Origin of the sequence: Flavobacterium sp. 83 (assembly GCF_000744835.1) — a bacterium.
GTDB lineage: Bacteria > Bacteroidota > Bacteroidia > Flavobacteriales > Flavobacteriaceae > Flavobacterium.
In genome coordinates this window covers 681,034-694,905 of the sequence record NZ_JQMS01000001.1, presented here as the reverse complement: position 1 = coordinate 694,905, position 13,872 = coordinate 681,034, and the positions used below count along the sequence as shown (strand labels likewise).

Here is a 13,872-nt window from a genome sequence, read left to right as displayed (position 1 = left end):
AAAATCTAACTATCTAAAAATCTCAATTATGACAACAGAAGAATTAACACTAGAAGTTCAAAAAGCACTCGAAGAAATTAGACCTTTCTTGAACTCTGATGGCGGAGATATTACACTTATTTCCATCGAAGACGACAAACACGTAAAAGTGCGTCTTGAAGGAGCATGCACCAGTTGCAGTGTAAACCAAATGACATTAAGAGCTGGCGTGGAAACAACCATCAAAAAGTTTGCTCCACAAATAGAAACTGTTGTAAATATCCTATAATACGTCGTCCTGAGCGTAGTCGAAGGACGGTGTGTTCCTTTTAATAAAAAAGCTACTCGATATAATGAGTAACAAGCTTTTTTATTAAAATGGTTTTTTTTTGAGAGTTATGTGTAGGGGGTACTTTTTTTAATACTGAAATGTCTAACAGCCATTGGCTATCTTCCTCGTAATTTCAAATCTCACGCAAAAAAAATCAGGATACCAAAAAGATACAATTGATTTACCAACCAATTCCAAATAGAAAAAAATGGATGTATTAATAAAAATTAAAGATAGAGAAGGAGTAGTGCATGAATTACAGGCTCCTACAGATATGGCCATGAACATCATGGAACTATGTAAAGCCTATGAACTTCCGGTAGAAGGAACCTGTGGCGGAATGGCCATGTGCGCTTCTTGTCAATGTTATGTTCTGAATGATGTTGCATTACCTGAAATGGGCGACGATGAAGAAGCGATGCTCTCTGAAGCATTCTATGTAAAGTCAAATAGTCGTTTGGGCTGTCAAATCCCAATCACCGAAAGTTTGGAAGGTTTAGAACTGGAGTTGGCTCCGGAAAATTAATAAAAAAGCGTTCATCTTATGCTAGACTGAACGCTTTTTTTTATGTGGCTCTTCGTGAAATTTTTTCTGGAAATAAAGAATTTACTAATTCAGAATGAAGCATTTGCTCTTAAGCTAATTCCACATTCATCATGATGGTTTCTTCAATCGCATCCCAAAGTCCGATGCGTTTTTCTAAAGCTAATATCGAAATTTCTTCTACATCAGACCATTTTTGGGTATCCGTTCCACAAAGTTCTGTTATCATTTTCATCGCCATAGGACCATGATCATCAGCATCTAATTCGATATGTCTTTCGAAATAGTAAATGAGCTTGCTCAAATCAGTTTGAGGAAAATTTTCTTGAAAGTTTTTTAAAATTGCAGTGAACATACTCGGAATCAAATCTTCTCTTCCAAAGGTAAAAGCAGCAGCTATTTCATGTGATTTTCCCTCTTCAATAACTCTGAAAGTGAAATCTAAAAAAGCTTTAATATTTGGGTGTAAATTACTTTTTTTAATAGCAACAAATATGTTTTTTAGCGAATTGACTTCTGATAAAAATTGTTCAATTCCATCTGTATTTGCGCCACAAGCAATCATTGCTTCAATGTACATTTCATAATGACTTTGTCGGCGACCGTCAATTGTCAAATCTGATTCTTCAGCAAGGACTATTTCGTTAATTAGATATCTGGTTTCTGGGTTTTCTGTGGCAAACCAAGGAGTTGTCGTACAGGTTAACTTGGATTGTAATGCTTTTAGTAAGGACATAAAATCCCAAACTGCATATACATGACTCTCAAGAAAACACTGTAAGTCTTCGATAGTTTTTACTTTTTTATATAAGGGATGTTGTAACAATAACTCTTTCTGGGGTTGAATGCTATTGTTGATTGTTTCAATATTCATCAGTGGTATTTTTTGTGTAAATATAAAAAAGCTTCTTGTTTCCAAGAAGCTTTTACTATCAATTTTATAAATACTTTAATAGTTGTTTATTACTATTTGAAAGCTGGAATTCCAGTAATGTCCATTCCTGTGATTAGTAAGTGAATGTCGTGGGTTCCTTCATACGTAATTACGGATTCCAGATTCATCATGTGACGCATAATAGAATATTCTCCGGTAATTCCCATTCCGCCTAGCATTTGTCTGGCTTCGCGGGCAATATGTATTGCCATATCTACATTATTTCTTTTAGCCATAGAGATTTGAGCTGTTGTCGCTCTTCCTTCATTTCGTAAAACGCCTAATCTCCAAGTCAATAGTTGTGCTTTGGTGATTTCAGTAATCATTTCAGCTAATTTCTTTTGTTGCAATTGAGTTCCTGCAATAGGTTTGTCAAACTGGATTCTTTCTTTTGCATAACGCAATGCTGTGTCATAGCAATCCATTGCGGCACCTATGGCTCCCCAAGCAATTCCGTAACGTGCAGAATCAAGACAACCCAGCGGTGCTCCTAATCCAGATTTATTTGGCAATAAATTTTCTTTTGGTACTTTAACATTATCAAAAATCAACTCTCCTGTAGAAGAGGCACGAAGGGACCATTTGTTATGTGTTTCCGGAGTGGTAAAACCTTCCATTCCTCTTTCAACAATTAAACCGTGAATTCTTCCTTCTTCATTTTTTGCCCACACAATGGCAATATCTGCAAATGGTGCATTCGAAATCCACATTTTGGCACCATTCAGTAAATAATGATCGCCCATGTCTTTAAAGTTTGTAATCATACTTCCAGGGTCAGAACCGTAATTGGGTTCCGTTAATCCAAAGCAGCCCATAAATTCACCAGTGGCCAGTTTTGGTAAGTATTTCATGCGTTGTTCTTCGTTTCCGTATTTCCAAATAGGATACATAACCAAAGAGGATTGTACAGATGAAGTTGAACGAACACCAGAATCTCCACGTTCAATTTCTTGCATAATTAACCCATACGAAATTTGGTCTAGACCTGCACCACCATATTCTTCTGGAATATATGGGCCAAAACCGCCAATTTCACCCAAACCTTTTATGATTTGTTTTGGAAATTCTGCTTTTTGAGCATATTCTTCTATAATAGGAGAGACTTCGCGTTTTACCCATGCACGGGCAGAATCACGAACTAATTTGTGTTCTTCTGTTAGTAAATCGTCTAGGTTATAATAGTCTGGAGCTTGAAATAAGTCTGGTTTCATGGTTTGGTAATTTTATATGACGCAAATTTACATAAAGAAATATAACAAAAGTATTAATAAATGTTATATTTTTATATTTTTATTCAAAATAACGAAACGTTACAATTAATTAAGGTGTTTATTAAAGCGTAATTTTAATGGAAGGAATAAGTATTGTACCAATTTACGATAAAATCAGGAATTGTAGCTTGCAATTTATTTTAAATATGGAAGTTGAGTTATTTGGATAGAATTCCAAATTACATTTTCAAGTAAAAATCTTTTGTCAATTCGATGTATTCTGGGGTATAGATGTGTCTGGCGGCCTCGACTACTAAAAAGAGAAGTTTTGCAAAATTGTCTCTCAATGCTTTAATTTCTTCTAATTTTTATACGAATTTTCTTGTAGTCTCTACTATGTGGTTAGGTAATTATGAAAATTATTCTGACTACCCTAATAATCTCCACTTACACTTTCATTATTCAGTACATAAATACCATCTTCGGGTTCGTAAATGTTTTCTAAAGGTGTATCAAGAACTTTTGCGATTTTATCACATTCCTTCTTGGATATTTTAGTAAGTCCATTTTCTCGGCAATCATATTGTGATTGGGATGTTCCAAGTGAATCTTCAATTTTTTCTTGAGAAAGGCTTCCTTGCAACACGCATATTGGTTAGTTTTTGTTTTATCATAAGAGACAATTTTACCAAAAACAGCAATTATGCTTTTATTATGACGAAAAAAGGATTTCGAGAATTAATTTTAAATGTAAATTTGAACAATTATTCTTACATTTGTTTTTATAGAAAGCCAAGTGCCAGGGTCGTTTCTTGAAATGGGAGTTTGATGGTTTATTTCCTTATTAATTAGATTATCTAAAATAAAAAAAATAAGTTTAAAAGAGATAAAAACGGTCTTAAAAGAGATTTGTTTCAACTGTGGTTGTAGTGGATACACTAGTAGCAGTTGTCGAGGGAATTAAAAAAATAAAGCAGTAAATGATTATAATAGATTCATCTATTATAATCATTTACTATCATATAAAATTGGTGCTACTAAAATTTAACATAAAGTAAAAAAGCATTAAAAAAAACCGTACTTTTAAAAAAGCTAGGGTCAATATATCACTTAAACTTATGAAAAAATATTATTTGCTTTTTTTATTAATAGTAAGCTGTCAAAAATCATCTAATAAATTTAACACTCCGTATTCTATAAATGTAACTGTAAAATTTAATATTTCTAAAATACCTGATGGAGAAGTTTTTTATTTGCACAAACTTCTTTTAGACTATACAGCAATAGTAATAGATTCTTGCGTGAAAAGAAATAATTTGCTCCGTTTTAAGACAAAAACGAAGGAAAGCTTTATAGGAATCATTAAAAATAAAAATAATAGTGTACAATTTATCGCTACAAATGATTCCATATATATTGTTTGGAATGATTGGGATGAAATAACTAAAAAACGAATAATAGTTAATGGTGGTGAAAATGATTTTTTCGAAAAAAATCATTCAAAATACGTTTTTCCATACAATAGAAATCTGAATGTTAACTTGCAAATATCTAAATATGGCATTGTTAACTCAAGAGACAAAGATTATCTTTACTTGGCAAACTATGAGAAACAATTTTATAATTGGATTAATGAAAACTCAGATAAGTATTATTCAACTATAAAGCTTTATGAAAACAGCAGAAATCTCTCAAACAATACACTTTTAAAATGTTTAGAATCTTTGAGAGAAAATTTTAAAAACACTTTCGTCTATAACACTTTGCAAGAATATTTCAAAAACAGGAAAAATTCACAAATAGGAGAACGTTTTATGGATTTTAAAGTTATTAATAGTGGGCAAAAAACAGTAAAAAGTGAAAGTATTTTTGAATCAAATAAAGAAAAATACGTTTTGGATTTTGGTGCCAGTTGGTGTAAATATTGCATAATTCAAGCAAGAGAAATAAATAAAAACTATTCAAAGATTGATACTTCTAAAATTCAAATAATATCTTTAAGCATAGATGAAGATAAGGATCGCTGGTTGTTATACCATAAAAAAGAAAATTATAAATGGAAGGGTTTTCTCATTAACAAAAATAAAGGAAATGATAATATACGCTCAATTATTTCAACAATCCCCGCCTATTTTGTATTAGATAAAGATAAAAAAATTATTGGTAAATATGATGCTCTTGATAGCATTCCTTTTTTAAAACTTCCAAAAACCACCTTATGACTGAGAGCTATACCTATCTCTTCCATTATTTGGAAAGAGGGCAAATTGAGATTCGAAATTTATTTAAATAAGGGAGTTAATGTATTTGGATAAAATTCCAAATTACATTTTCAAGTAAAAATCTTTTGTCAATTCGATGTATTCGGGTGTGTATTGATGTCTTGAAGTTTCAATAATTAATTCATCAATAGTAACGATGGTATTTTCATTTCGGCTAAAAGCCAATAAACTTCGCTTGATTTCGGTAGTTGGGGTTCCTTTTACGTGAGTGATTTTCAAAGGAAATAATTCGTATGCCGCGGCAAGAGCCAAAAAAAGTTCTTCTTCTTTAAAAGGAATTATTACTGTGAAAATACCGTTTTCAGAAAGTAACAAGTCAGCCGCTTCAATTAAATCTTCAAAAGGCATCGCATCAGTAAAACGGGCTAAGTCGCGTTGTTCGTTTTGGGATTTGTAATCTTCAGTGTAAAATGGAGGATTGGAAACAATTAAATCGTACTCGTCTTCTGGTTCTTCTACAAATTCATCCAGACCGGCATGAAAGCAAAATAGGCGATCACTCCAAGGGGAGTTTTCAAAATTGTCTACGGATTGTTCGTAGGCTTCTTCGTCGATTTCCAAAGCGTCAATTTGTTCTGCGTTGCTTCTTTGCGCAAGCATTAAAGCGATAATTCCAGTTCCGGCTCCAATATCTAAAATGCTAAATGGATTGTTTTCAATTGGTGTCCAAGCGCCAAGTAAAACACCGTCGGTTCCAATTTTCATGGCACAACGATCTTGTTCAAGAGAGAATTGTTTGAATTGGAATTTGGACATAAGATTTCAGATTAACGATTTTTGATTTCAGATTTCGATTAACCGATTAAACCTTTTATAGGTACATTTCGATCAATCCTTCTGGTAAATCCATAACGACTTTTTTGTTTTCTCTGTCGATTTTTATCAAGAAATGATCAATCATGGGAATGAGAATTTCTACATCACCGTTTAAAACTTCAAAAAGAGGTTGGGCGGTAGTGTCATTTATGGATTCAATTTTTCCAACAACGCCTAAGCGTTTGTCTTCGACTTCAAAACCAATAACTTCATGGAAGTAGAATTTATTGCCGGTAAGTTTTGGCAACATATTTAAGGGAAGATAAATGGCGTTGCCTATAATAGCATCAGCATCTTCTTCGGTATTCATATCTTCAAAACGAATTCTAAGAAAGTCGTTTTTGTGTAGCGAACTATTTTCAATAAAAAAAGGAACCAAGTGTTTGTTGCATTCAACAAACACTGATTCCAAGTTTTCGTATAACTCAGGTTCGTCCGTGTCTAAATAGGCAAGAACTTCTCCTTTGAAACTAAATTTTTTAGCGATTTTACCTAAATAGAAACAATCTTCTTTACGCATATTCGCCTTCTAAAATTATGCTTCAGTTGTTTCGTTATTTTCTTCTGCAGCAGGAGCTTCTTCAGCTTCAACTTCAGCAACTTCTTCTTCAACAGCTGGAGTTGCGGCAGCAATAGCATCAGCCTCTGCTTGAGCGGCAGCTGCTAAACGTTTTGCATTCACTTCTTGTTCTGCTTTGAAAGCTTTTGCTTTATCAGCAGCTTGTGCTTTAGTCAATCCTTCTTTTTTAGCGTCAACTTTTCCAGCTTTAGCTTCTAACCAAGCAGCTAATTTTGCATCAGCTTGTTCTTGAGTTAAAGCTCCTTTACGAATACCTCCATCAAGGTGGTGTTTCAATAAAGCACCTTTGTAAGAAAGAATTGCTTTAGCAGTATCAGTAGGTTGAGCACCATTGTGCAACCATTTTACTGCGCTATCAAGGTTCAATTCGATAGTAGCTGGGTTAGTGTTTGGATTGTAAGTACCAATTTTTTCTAGGTATTTACCATCTCTTTTTGAGCGTGCATCTGCAGCTACAACCCAGTAAAAAGGCTTTTGTTTTTTACCGTGTCTTTGTAATCTAATTTTTACTGACATAATCTTGTGATTAAATTTTGAGGTACTCGACCTCGATTAATTAAGGGTGCAAAGATACATTTTTTATCGATAAATACTAATCCGATTGGTATTTTAATGAACAGTAATGTATTAGAGTGAATTTGATGTGTATTTTTCATCTCAATTTTAATTTTTTTAGCTATAATATCATACTTTTGTTTGTTTAAAAGATGCATTTTTATGAAAAAATATTTTTTGTTTGTTGCTGTGATTTTTTCTTTAGTTTCTTGTCAGGAAGATGTTAGTTTTAATAATCCTTCTTTGCAGGGCTTGAAAGACAATGTGTTTTGGAGGGCCGTTCAGTCCAACGCAATAAAATATCCTGATGGATCTTTGCTTATTGAAGCGTATACTAGCAATGAAATTTTATCTTTAAAGGTTAATTCTACTATAGCCAAAACTTATTTTTTAGGGACTAGCGATTCTAAAAAAGTAACCTATGTTTTAACTGATGTTACAGGTAGTATGATTACTTTTTCTACAGGTTTTGGTATTGGAGATGGTCAAATTGTTATTACGGAATATGATACTGTGAACAATACGGTTACTGGAACATTTAAATTTAATGCAGTAAATATTTATAATAATCCGTTAGCTGGCCAAATTTTAAATTATCAACAGGGTGTTTTTTATAAAGTTCCTGTGTCACTTGTTCAATAAACTATGGGAAGTTGGCTTTGTAAATAGCTTCAATTGGGTTCTTTATAATGTTCTTGTTATTTTTACATTTAAAATAAAAAACATAAATAAGCTAATATATAGTGGATTAGAATAAAATAAGAGTACATTTGTTCTATTATTTAAATAAGTACATATGAATATTTTTGTTGGAAGTCTTCCATTCAGTATTGAGGAAGCAGATTTAAGAGAGTCTTTCGAGGCTTACGGAGCAGTTGATTCAGTTAAAATCATTACTGATAAATTTACTGGAAGAAGTAAAGGATTTGGTTTTGTTGAAATGACAAACGATGACGAAGCTCAAAAAGCAATTGATGAATTGAACGGAGCTACTGTTCAAGGACGTGCAATTGTAGTAAACAAATCTGAGCCAAAACCAGAAGGTGAAAGAAGAAGTTTTAACAATAACAGTCGTGGTGGAGATTCACGCGGTGGTTATGGTGGTGGAAACAGCCGTGGTGGAGATAACCGTGGTGGTGGAAACAGAGGAGGATATTAATATTTTTTTCTACAATATAAAAAAAGGTGTCAATTTATTGACACCTTTTTTGTTTGGTAGATATTCTGTAAAAATGCAATACGTTGCATTTCTACAGAATTATAATTATTTTACAAATTTGCAACTAACCAGTCACCAACTTCGCTAGTTTTATACGCTTTAGCATCTTTTCCGGCTAAATCCTCTGTTACAATTCCTTGTTCCAATGATTTGTTTACTACTGCTCTAATCGCTTCTGCTTCTTCTTTTAATCCAAAAGCATCTTCAAACATCATTGCTGCAGATAATACTGTCGCTAATGGATTAGCAATGTTTAATCCTGTTGCTTGTGGATATGAACCGTGAATAGGTTCATATAATGATGTATGTTCTCCTACTGATGCTGATGGCATTAATCCCATAGAGCCAGATATCACAGAAGCTTCATCTGTTAATATATCTCCAAATAAGTTTTCTGTAATCAATACGTCATAAGAGTTTGGCCATTGAACTAAACGCATCGCTACAGCATCAACGAATTCATAACTCACCGTTACTTCAGGATATTCTTTTTCCATAGCTTGTACTGTTTCTCTCCACAAACGAGAAGTTTCCAATACGTTTGCTTTATCAACACAACACAATTTTTTTGAACGTGTCATAGCAAGTTCAAAACCTTTTTTTGCTAAACGTTTTACTTCAGCTCTTGTGTACGTACAAGTATCAAAAGCGGTTTCACCATCGTCTTTTCTTCCTTTTTCACCAAAATAAATTCCTCCGGTAAGTTCTCTAAGGAAAATTAAGTCAGTTCCTTCTATGCGTTCTCTTTTTAATGGAGAGTTGTCAATCAAAGATGGGAAAGTAAATGTAGGACGTACATTAGCAAATAAACCTAATTTTTTACGCATTAACAATAAACCTTGTTCTGGTCTTACAGGGGCACTTGGGTCGTTATCGTATTTTGGGTGCCCAATAGCTCCGAATAGAACTGCATCGGCAGCCATACAAATTTCATGCGTTTCATCAGGATAAGGAACTCCAACGGCATCAATAGCACAAGCTCCTGTAAGAGCCGGGGTCCAGTTGATTTCATGGTTAAATTTTTTTGCAATAGCATCCGAAACTTTTACAGCTTCATTGATTACTTCTGGTCCAATTCCGTCACCGGCTAAAAGGGCTATGTTAAATTTCATTAGGTAAGTTTTATATTAATATCGTTTTTTATTTATTGTTATTGGGCTGTAACCACATTCAACATCTTTTGTGTTGCAATAATTGCAGCAACTGTTTGGTCTGAATCTAATCCTCTCGTTTTAAATTCTTTTCCATGATTAGTCCATGTAATTATGGTTTCGCATAATGCATCAGAGCTACTTCCTGGCGGAATTCGAACAGCATAGTCAATCAATTTAGGCAATTCCATTTTTTTACTTTTATATATTTTTGCTAAAGCATTCATAAAAGCATCAAATTGTCCATCACCTTGAGCGTGTTCTTCGATTACTTCACCATCTATTTTTAAACATAGGGTAGTCGAAGGGCGCATTCCCTTGGCATGAACTAATACATAGGATTCTACCACAATTTTCTCTTCATAAGTCTGACTGTCTAAAACATCAGAAATTATATAAGGTAAGTCTTCTTTGGTAACGGTTTCTTTTTTGTCACCTAATTCAATGATGCGTTGAGTAACTAATTTTAGATCTTCGGGATTTAATTTCAACCCTAATTCCTGAAGATTTTTTTCAATATTTGCCTTGCCAGATGTTTTTCCTAATGCATATTTTCGTTTTCTTCCAAAACGTTCCGGAAGTAAATCATTGAAATATAAATTATTTTTATTATCACCATCAGCATGAATACCTGCTGTTTGAGTAAAAACGTTGTCACCCACAATAGGTTTGTTTGCTGGGATTCTATAACCGGTGAACGTTTCTACCAATTTACTCACAGAGTATAAAGAAGATTCTTTCACGCTGATTTTTATTTCTGGTAAAAAGTCGTTGATTACAGCAACGGTACTTTCCAATGGTGCATTTCCAGCGCGTTCTCCCATTCCGTTTACGGTTACGTGAAGTCCTTGAATACCGGCTTTTACAGCTTCCATTACATTGGCAATACTTAGATCGTAGTCGTTGTGTGCATGAAAATCAAAATGGGTATTTGGGTATCGCGCTATAATTTTCGAAATAAATTCGAAAGTTTCAGAAGGGATTAAAACTCCTAAAGTGTCAGGAAGTAAGACTCTTTTTATAGGCTGTTTCGTCAAAAAGTCTAAATATTGAAATACATATTCAGGTGAATTACGCATTCCGTTACTCCAGTCTTCTAAATACACATTGGTCTCAATATTGTTTTCTTGAGCTAATGCAATGGCTTGAGCAATTTCGGTAAAATGTTGCTCGGGCGTTTTCTTTAGTTGGTGGGTTAAATGGTTTAAGGAACCTTTGGTTAGTAAATTCTGGACTTTAGCTCCAGTTTTTTTCATCCATTCGATAGAAAGTCCACCGTCAACAAAGGTTAGAACTTCTATTCGGTTAGAATATTCTTTCTCATTTGCCCAAGTCATTATTCCTTTTACTCCCTGAAATTCGCCTTCACTTACGCGTGCCGAAGCAATTTCAATTCTATCAATATTTAATTCTTCCAGCAACAATTGTGCAATGGTTAGTTTTTCTGCAGCAGAAAATGATACTCCCGAGGTTTGTTCACCGTCACGGAGCGTCGTATCCATTATTTCAATTTTTCTTTTTTCCATTATGAATTTGATGCTAAAGCGGTTTTGATTTCAGTAATTTGAAATCTTGTTACTGTATTTTATAAAATTGTAAAAAGCAGTTACTAAGCTCACAATAATGTTAAGCTTACAGTAACTGCATTTTTATTGTTTGTTTTTTTAGTAAGGAAGGGTATTGGCAAACCCAACAATGTCTTCTTTGATATTTTGCAAATAATCAATATCATCAAAACCGTTGATCATATTGTCTTTTTTATATCCAGAGATATCAAAAGATTCTTTTTGACCAGTTGTTTTTAATGTAATGGTTTGTTCTGGAAGATTGATTTCCAATTCTGTTTTTGGATCAGCTTCAATAGCATTGAAGATTGTTTCAGCAAATTCAGGGCTTACTTGAACTGGTAAAACACCAATGTTTAAGCAATTTCCTTTGAAGATATCTGCAAAAAAACTAGAAACAACTGCACGGAATCCGTAATCGTAAACTGCCCAAGCTGCGTGCTCTCTTGATGAACCCGAACCAAAGTTTTTTCCGCCTACTAATATTTTTCCACTGTAAGTTGCGTCATTCAATACGAAATCTGCTTTTGGAGTATCATCTCCGTTGTATCTCCAGTCTCTGAAAAGATTGTCTCCAAAAGCTTCACGTTTAGTAGCTTTCAAGAAACGTGCTGGGATAATTTGATCGGTATCCACATTTTCTATTGGTAGTGGCACTGCACTACTCGTAAGGATATTAAATTTATCGTATGCCATTGTGATTTATGATTTATGATTAACGATTTCTGATTTGAATAGTAAGCGTTAATGTTTTTTTGTAAAAAGTATATTTCTAACTTGTTGTCAGTTCGAGCGCAGTCGAGAATTATAAAGCGTCTCGGCTGCTCTCGACATGACAAAAGCGTTTGTTTTAAAACAAATCTCTAGGGTCTGTTAGTTTTCCAGTAACTGCTGCTGCTGCTGCCATAATTGGAGAAGCTAACAAAGTTCTTGAACCAGGACCTTGACGACCTTCGAAGTTTCTGTTTGAAGTACTTACTGCATATTTTCCAGCTGGTACTTTGTCATCATTCATCGCTAAACAAGCGGAACAACCTGGCTGACGCAATACAAAACCAGCTTCAGTAAGAATGTCTAAAAGACCTTCTTCTTTAATCTGTGCTTCTACTACGTGAGAACCTGGAACTAACCAAGCCGTAACATTATCTGCTTTTTTTCTTCCTTTTACAATTTCTGTAAAAGCTCTAAAATCTTCAATTCTACCATTGGTGCAACTTCCAAGAAAAACAAAATCAATTGGTTTGCCAATCATCACGTCATTTTCTTCAAAGCCCATGTAGGCTAAAGATTTTTTATAAGTTTCCTCACCACCTTCTACTTGGTTAGCGTTTGGAATATTTTTTGAGATACCAATTCCCATTCCAGGATTTGTACCATAAGTAATCATTGGTTCAATATCAGCTGCGTCGATATTCAATTCTGCATCAAAAATTGCGTCAGCATCAGTTTTTAACGTTTTCCAATATTCAACTGCTTTTGTCCAAGCTTCGCCTTTTGGAGCGTATAATCTTCCTTCTAAAAAGTCAAATGTTTTTTGGTCTGGAGCAATCATACCACCACGAGCACCCATTTCGATACTCAAGTTACAAACGGTCATACGCCCTTCCATAGACATGTCTTCAAAAACATTTCCTGCATATTCTGCGAAATATCCTGTACCTCCAGAAGTAGTCAATTTTGAAATGATATACAAAGCCACATCTTTAGGTCCTACACCTTTACTTAAAGTTCCGTTTACGTTGATACGCATTTTCTTTGGTTTGGGCTGCATGATACATTGAGTAGCCATAACCATTTCAACCTCAGAAGTTCCGATACCAAAAGCAATAGCTCCAAAAGCACCATGTGTAGAAGTGTGTGAATCTCCACAAACGATTGTCGCACCCGGTAAAGTAATTCCATTTTCAGGACCTACAACGTGGACAATTCCATTTTTTTGGTGACCTAATCCCCAGTGAGAAATACCATATTCTGCTGCGTTATCTTCCAATGCTTTTAATTGATTGGCAGATAATGCGTCTGCAACTGGCAAGTGTTGGTTTATTGTTGGTGTATTGTGATCGGCAGTTGCAAAAGTGCGTTCAGGGTATAAAACCGAAATCCCTCTTTCTTTTAAACCTAAAAAAGCTACAGGACTAGTAACTTCATGGATGAAATGACGGTCAATAAAAAACACATCTGGTCCATCTTCAATTTTACGCACAACATGCGAATCCCATACTTTGTCAAATAATGTAGTACTCATTTTAAATATTTTTTAAGTGTATTTCTTTTTTTACAACCCAATTATTTACATAAAGTTGTAACAATGGGAACAAATTTAAAAAAAGAAATAAGGTTGTCAATTTTAATATTTCATTATATACGATACCCAAACTGTTTTTACAACACCTTACCTCTTATGTTATAGGTTTGTGGTTTGAATGCCTTCTGTTTATTTTGATATTAAATTTCTTTTTAAAGCTATTTTTATTTTAAATAAGTCCAATATGATAATTTGCAAATTTATCGCTATTTTGGTGTAAATCAGGTTTTTTTGATTCAAAAAATATAACAAAACGAATTAAAATAGTAATAATTAACAAAATTAGCATCGTATTTTGTTTTCTAAAGAATGCCTTTTTTAGGCTTTTTACATAACTAAAGCAGTATTTTTTTTGGGCTTTTATTTCAATTTGTTTTGGTGAAATACTACGACATCCAAA

The 13,872-nt window shown here is 33.8% G+C and carries 15 protein-coding genes; 5 read left to right on the top strand and 10 right to left on the bottom strand.

What is annotated here, in order from left to right:
• The first annotated feature begins 28 nt into the window (after positions 1–28).
• Both T410_RS03115 and T410_RS03110 read left to right on the top strand, forming a co-directional pair.
• On the top strand, positions 29–268 hold the full coding sequence (locus T410_RS03115) for a NifU family protein (protein ID WP_035668624.1): 240 nt from the start codon (positions 29–31) through the stop codon (positions 266–268).
• Between the two features lie 250 nt (positions 269–518).
• The gene (locus tag T410_RS03110; RefSeq protein ID WP_035668621.1) at positions 519–836 is read left to right on the top strand and encodes a 2Fe-2S iron-sulfur cluster-binding protein; all 318 of its coding nucleotides are present in this window, start codon (positions 519–521) and stop codon (positions 834–836) included.
• Positions 837–945: 109 nt separating this feature from the next.
• Here T410_RS03110 and T410_RS03105 read toward each other — a convergent pair whose 3' ends face one another.
• The 3 genes from T410_RS03105 to T410_RS03095 all read right to left on the bottom strand — a co-directional run bounded on the left by T410_RS03105 (position 946) and on the right by T410_RS03095 (position 3,645).
• Entirely contained in the window at positions 946–1,728 is a 783-nt protein-coding gene (locus T410_RS03105; protein WP_035668618.1) for a DUF3050 domain-containing protein, read from the bottom strand.
• Between the two features lie 92 nt (positions 1,729–1,820).
• A complete protein-coding gene (locus T410_RS03100; RefSeq protein ID WP_035668615.1) occupies positions 1,821–2,999 on the bottom strand; it encodes an acyl-CoA dehydrogenase family protein in 1,179 nt (392 codons plus the stop codon).
• A gap of 433 nt (positions 3,000–3,432) precedes the next feature.
• Positions 3,433–3,645, bottom strand: a complete 213-nt coding sequence (locus T410_RS03095; protein ID WP_035668613.1) for a helix-turn-helix transcriptional regulator — start codon at positions 3,643–3,645, stop codon at positions 3,433–3,435.
• Positions 3,646–4,117: 472 nt separating this feature from the next.
• On the opposite strand from T410_RS03095, the gene T410_RS03090 reads away from it, so the two are divergent.
• Complete coding sequence (locus tag T410_RS03090; RefSeq protein ID WP_035668612.1) at positions 4,118–5,221, top strand: redoxin domain-containing protein; 1,104 nt, start codon at positions 4,118–4,120, stop codon at positions 5,219–5,221.
• Between the two features lie 102 nt (positions 5,222–5,323).
• Here T410_RS03090 and T410_RS03085 read toward each other — a convergent pair whose 3' ends face one another.
• From T410_RS03085 to T410_RS03075, 3 genes are read right to left on the bottom strand one after another with little or no spacing between them, the layout of a single operon-like run.
• Positions 5,324–6,037: a tRNA1(Val) (adenine(37)-N6)-methyltransferase gene (locus tag T410_RS03085; RefSeq protein ID WP_035668611.1), complete on the bottom strand. Its 714-nt coding sequence runs from the start codon at positions 6,035–6,037 to the stop codon at positions 5,324–5,326.
• A gap of 55 nt (positions 6,038–6,092) precedes the next feature.
• Positions 6,093–6,617: a ribosome maturation factor RimM gene (rimM, locus tag T410_RS03080; RefSeq protein WP_035668609.1), complete on the bottom strand. Its 525-nt coding sequence runs from the start codon at positions 6,615–6,617 to the stop codon at positions 6,093–6,095.
• A 15-nt stretch (positions 6,618–6,632) separates the two neighbouring features.
• Positions 6,633–7,193 (bottom strand): 30S ribosomal protein S16, encoded by a 561-nt coding sequence (locus tag T410_RS03075; protein ID WP_035668607.1) that lies wholly within the window; start codon positions 7,191–7,193, stop codon positions 6,633–6,635.
• A 201-nt stretch (positions 7,194–7,394) separates the two neighbouring features.
• On the opposite strand from T410_RS03075, the gene T410_RS03065 reads away from it, so the two are divergent.
• A complete protein-coding gene (locus T410_RS03065) occupies positions 7,395–7,874 on the top strand; it encodes a DUF6252 family protein (RefSeq protein ID WP_035668602.1) in 480 nt (159 codons plus the stop codon).
• 154 nt (positions 7,875–8,028) lie between these two features.
• Positions 8,029–8,391: an RNA-binding protein gene (locus tag T410_RS03060; RefSeq protein ID WP_035668600.1), complete on the top strand. Its 363-nt coding sequence runs from the start codon at positions 8,029–8,031 to the stop codon at positions 8,389–8,391.
• A gap of 110 nt (positions 8,392–8,501) precedes the next feature.
• Here T410_RS03060 and leuB read toward each other — a convergent pair whose 3' ends face one another.
• From leuB to leuC, 4 genes are all read right to left on the bottom strand, one after another.
• Complete coding sequence (leuB, locus tag T410_RS03055) at positions 8,502–9,563, bottom strand: 3-isopropylmalate dehydrogenase (RefSeq protein ID WP_035668598.1); 1,062 nt, start codon at positions 9,561–9,563, stop codon at positions 8,502–8,504.
• Positions 9,564–9,601: 38 nt separating this feature from the next.
• The gene (locus T410_RS03050; RefSeq protein WP_035668595.1) at positions 9,602–11,128 is read right to left on the bottom strand and encodes an alpha-isopropylmalate synthase regulatory domain-containing protein; all 1,527 of its coding nucleotides are present in this window, start codon (positions 11,126–11,128) and stop codon (positions 9,602–9,604) included.
• Positions 11,129–11,266: 138 nt separating this feature from the next.
• Entirely contained in the window at positions 11,267–11,863 is a 597-nt protein-coding gene (leuD, locus tag T410_RS03045) for a 3-isopropylmalate dehydratase small subunit (RefSeq protein ID WP_035668592.1), read from the bottom strand.
• Positions 11,864–12,017: 154 nt separating this feature from the next.
• Positions 12,018–13,412: a 3-isopropylmalate dehydratase large subunit gene (gene leuC / locus T410_RS03040; protein WP_035668590.1), complete on the bottom strand. Its 1,395-nt coding sequence runs from the start codon at positions 13,410–13,412 to the stop codon at positions 12,018–12,020.
• Positions 13,413–13,872 lie beyond the last annotated feature (460 nt).

What these genes read in the sequence shown, in the direction of transcription:
- T410_RS03115 (WP_035668624.1), top strand. Translation starts at nt 29, where the DNA reads ATGACAACAGAAGAATTAACACTAGAAGTTCAAAAAGCACTCGAAGAA.
- T410_RS03110 (WP_035668621.1), top strand. Translation starts at nt 519, where the DNA reads ATGGATGTATTAATAAAAATTAAAGATAGAGAAGGAGTAGTGCATGAA.
- T410_RS03105 (WP_035668618.1), bottom strand. Translation starts at nt 1,728, where the DNA reads ATGAATATTGAAACAATCAACAATAGCATTCAACCCCAGAAAGAGTTA.
- T410_RS03100 (WP_035668615.1), bottom strand. Translation starts at nt 2,999, where the DNA reads ATGAAACCAGACTTATTTCAAGCTCCAGACTATTATAACCTAGACGAT.
- T410_RS03090 (WP_035668612.1), top strand. Translation starts at nt 4,118, where the DNA reads ATGAAAAAATATTATTTGCTTTTTTTATTAATAGTAAGCTGTCAAAAA.
- T410_RS03085 (WP_035668611.1), bottom strand. Translation starts at nt 6,037, where the DNA reads ATGTCCAAATTCCAATTCAAACAATTCTCTCTTGAACAAGATCGTTGT.
- rimM (WP_035668609.1), bottom strand. Translation starts at nt 6,617, where the DNA reads ATGCGTAAAGAAGATTGTTTCTATTTAGGTAAAATCGCTAAAAAATTT.
- T410_RS03075 (WP_035668607.1), bottom strand. Translation starts at nt 7,193, where the DNA reads ATGTCAGTAAAAATTAGATTACAAAGACACGGTAAAAAACAAAAGCCT.
- T410_RS03065 (WP_035668602.1), top strand. Translation starts at nt 7,395, where the DNA reads ATGAAAAAATATTTTTTGTTTGTTGCTGTGATTTTTTCTTTAGTTTCT.
- T410_RS03060 (WP_035668600.1), top strand. Translation starts at nt 8,029, where the DNA reads ATGAATATTTTTGTTGGAAGTCTTCCATTCAGTATTGAGGAAGCAGAT.
- leuB (WP_035668598.1), bottom strand. Translation starts at nt 9,563, where the DNA reads ATGAAATTTAACATAGCCCTTTTAGCCGGTGACGGAATTGGACCAGAA.
- T410_RS03050 (WP_035668595.1), bottom strand. Translation starts at nt 11,128, where the DNA reads ATGGAAAAAAGAAAAATTGAAATAATGGATACGACGCTCCGTGACGGT.
- leuD (WP_035668592.1), bottom strand. Translation starts at nt 11,863, where the DNA reads ATGGCATACGATAAATTTAATATCCTTACGAGTAGTGCAGTGCCACTA.
- leuC (WP_035668590.1), bottom strand. Translation starts at nt 13,412, where the DNA reads ATGAGTACTACATTATTTGACAAAGTATGGGATTCGCATGTTGTGCGT.